The sequence below is a fragment of the Legionella qingyii genome, assembly GCF_003184185.1.
In genome coordinates, this window is record NZ_QHJG01000071.1 from 1 (window position 1) to 3703 (window position 3703).

Genomic DNA, 3703 nt, shown 5'->3' on the forward strand with positions numbered 1-3703 from the left:
CCTGGCGATGACCTACTTTCACATGAGGAGACCTCACACTATCATTGGCGCGGGCTCGTTTCACTTCTGAGTTCGAGATGGAATCAGGTGGTTCCAAGCCGCTATGGTCGCCAGGAAAACTGTTTTGCATTGATTGGGGCTATTATACCCGAATCAAGCATTAGGTAAATAAAAAGGTATCATTTTTAACGTATTCATCGTACTTCACATTATTGAGTTGGAGCGAATCCACTCAAGGGTATTGATTCAGTCAATCTGAAGTAACTCAGATTATATGGTCAAGACAATCAGCCAATTAGTACAAGTTAGCTTCACACATTACTGCGCTTCCACACCTTGCCTATCAACGTCGTAGTCTTCAACGGGCTTCAAGGGAAAACTCATCTTGAGGGAGGCTTCCCGCTTAGATGCTTTCAGCGGTTATCCCGTCCGAACTTAGCTACCCGGCAATGCCACTGGCGTGACAACCGGTACACCAGAGGTTCGTCCACTCCGGTCCTCTCGTACTAGGAGCAGCTCCTCTCAATTTTCCTACGCCCACGGCAGATAGGGACCGAACTGTCTCACGACGTTCTAAACCCAGCTCGCGTACCACTTTAAATGGCGAACAGCCATACCCTTGGGACCTGCTTCAGCCCCAGGATGTGATGAGCCGACATCGAGGTGCCAAACACCGCCGTCGATATGAACTCTTGGGCGGTATCAGCCTGTTATCCCCGGAGTACCTTTTATCCGTTGAGCGATGGCCCTTCCATACAGAACCACCGGATCACTAAGACCTACTTTCGTACCTGCTCGAGCCGTCGCTCTCGCAGTCAAGCACCCTTATGCCTTTACACTCTTGGTACGATGTCCGACCGTACCGAGGGTACCTTTGTGCTCCTCCGTTACTCTTTGGGAGGAGACCGCCCCAGTCAAACTACCCATCATACACTGTCCTCATCCCGGATTACGGGACCAAGTTAGAACCTCAATAACAACAGGGTGGTATTTCAAGGATGGCTCCATGAGAACTAGCGTCCTCACTTCATAGCCTCCCACCTATCCTACACAGTGATCATCAAAGTCCAGTGCAAAACTATAGTAAAGGTTCACGGGGTCTTTCCGTCTAGCCGCGGGTACACTGCATCTTCACAGCGATTTCAATTTCACTGAGTCTCGGGTGGAGACAGTGTGGCCATCGTTACGCCATTCGTGCAGGTCGGAACTTACCCGACAAGGAATTTCGCTACCTTAGGACCGTTATAGTTACGGCCGCCGTTTACCGGGGCTTCGATCAAGAGCTTCTCCGAAGATAACCCCATCAATTAACCTTCCGGCACCGGGCAGGCGTCACACCCTATACGTCTTCTTACGAATTTGCAGAGTGCTGTGTTTTTAATAAACAGTCGCAGCCACCTGGTCTCTGCGGCCCTCTTCAGCTCTGAAAGTAAATCCCATCACCAAAAAGGGCGTACCTTCTCCCGAAGTTACGGTACCATTTTGCCTAGTTCCTTCACCCGAGTTCTCTCAAGCGCCTTAGTATTCTCTACCTGTCCACCTGTGTCGGTTTGCGGTACGGTTCTCTATAAGTTATGGCTAGCAGCTTTTCCTGGAAGCCGGGCATCAATGACTTCGCCGTACACCGAAGTGTCAGCACCATGTCGCACCTCAGGGTTATCAGTAAACCGGATTTGCCTAGTCTACCCCCCTATATGCACATACCAGGACAACCAACGCCTGGCTCACCTAGCCTTCTTCGTCCCCACTTCACCACTTATAAAAAGTCCAGGAATATTAACCTGGTTCCCATCGACTACGCTCTTCAGCCTCGCCTTAGGGGCCGACTCACCCTGCTCCGATTAACGTCGTGCAGGAAACCTGGGACTTCCGGCGTGAGGGCTTTTCACCCTCATTATCGTTACTCATGTCAGCATTCGCACTTCTGATACCTCCAGCAGACTTCTCAATCCACCTTCATCAGCCTACAGAACGCTCCCCTACCACGTGCACTTAGTGCACATCCGCAGCTTCGGTGACTAGTTTTAGCCCCGTTACATCTTCCGCGCAGGCCGACTCGACCAGTGAGCTATTACGCTTTCTTTAAAGGGTGGCTGCTTCTAAGCCAACCTCCTGGCTGTCTATGCCTTCCCACATCGTTTCCCACTTAACTAGTACTTTGGGACCTTAGCTGGCGGTCTGGGTTGTTTCCCTCTTCACGACGGACGTTAGCACCCGCCGTGTGTCTCCCGTGATTCAATTAGCCGGTATTCGGAGTTTGCATCGGTTTGGTAAGCCATGACAGCCCCCTAGCCGAAACAGTGCTCTACCCCCAGTAATCATTCACGAGGCGCTACCTAAATAGCTTTCGGGGAGAACCAGCTATCTCCGGGCTTGATTAGCCTTTCACTCCTAGTCACACGTCATCCGATAATTTTTCAACATTACCCGGTTCGGACCTCCAGTTGGTGTTACCCAACCTTCATCCTGCACATGACTAGATCGCCCGGTTTCGGGTCTACTCACAGCGACTCGCGCCCTATTCAGACTCGATTTCTCTACGGCTTCCTTATTCAGTTAACCTCGCCACTGAAAGTAACTCGCTGACCCATTATACAAAAGGTACGCAGTCACACCTCGAAGGTGCTCCCACTGCTTGTACGCAAACGGTTTCAGGTTCTATTTCACTCCCCTCTCCGGGGTTCTTTTCGCCTTTCCCTCACGGTACTGGTTCACTATCGGTCAGTAAGTAGTATTTAGCCTTGGATGATGGTCCACCCATATTCAACCAGGATTACACGTGTCCCGGCCTACTTCTTCGCGTGCTTAGTTCTTAATGCAACCTATATATACGGGGCTTTCACCCTCTATGGCCAACCTTCCCAAGTTGTTCTACTTCATTGCACTATAAATCACACCAGGCTCTTCCCCGTTCGCTCGCCGCTACTTGGAGAATCTCTTTTGATTTCTTTTCCTTCGGGTACTTAGATGTTTCAGTTCCCCGAGTTCGCCTCTACTACCTATGTATTCAGTAGCAGATGACCATGACTGCTCATGGCCGGGTTCCCCCATTCGGACATCTCCGGTTATTCGCTCGTTTCCAGCTCACCGAAGCTTTTCGCAGGATTCCACGTCCTTCATCGCCTCTTACTGCCAAGGCATCCACCGTTTGCGCTTCTCTTCTTGACCATATAATCTCAATTACCTCAGATCATATGACACTGTTTCAATACAAGTACGCTTGTGTTACCTCTTTATTTACCATTTTTTTAATGAACGTCTGGTTATTCCAGATTAAAATACTCTCGTAAAAATACTTTAATCTGAATAAACCCTTGAAGAACTCCATAGAATGGTGGGTCTGGGTGGACTTGAACCACCGACCTCACCCTTATCAGGGGTGCGATCTAACCAACTGATCTACAGACCCATTTTTACTTTGATATTTTCACCAACTCAAAATATTGCATTTTATAGGCAATCACTTGAATTAGATAAAAATTCTTTTGCAAAAATGCTTCGATGCACTTTTTTTTGATTTGCGAATTAGTTACACACTAACTTAAATGTACTTCTACATCTCGTTTACATCAACAACAACATCGTGATCGAATATCTTTTCCGTTTCTTCTCAGTCACGGCTGGGATTCTTCATTATCTCAAAAACAAACTGTGTGGGCACTTTAAATTACTTTAGTGCTTTTAATTTAAGGAGGTGATCCAG

At 48.5% G+C, this 3703-nt stretch carries 1 tRNA gene and 2 rRNA genes; all 3 read right to left on the reverse strand.

Annotated elements, in window-relative coordinates:
* Window positions 1-115: ribosomal RNA gene (gene rrf / locus DGG96_RS20385) — 5S ribosomal RNA — on the reverse strand; the annotation flags it as partial.
* A gap of 159 nt (window positions 116-274) precedes the next feature.
* A 23S ribosomal RNA gene (locus DGG96_RS20390) occupies window positions 275-3168 on the reverse strand.
* A 164-nt stretch (window positions 3169-3332) separates the two neighbouring features.
* A tRNA-Ile gene (locus DGG96_RS20395) sits at window positions 3333-3409 on the reverse strand.
* Window positions 3410-3703: the final 294 nt, after the last annotated feature.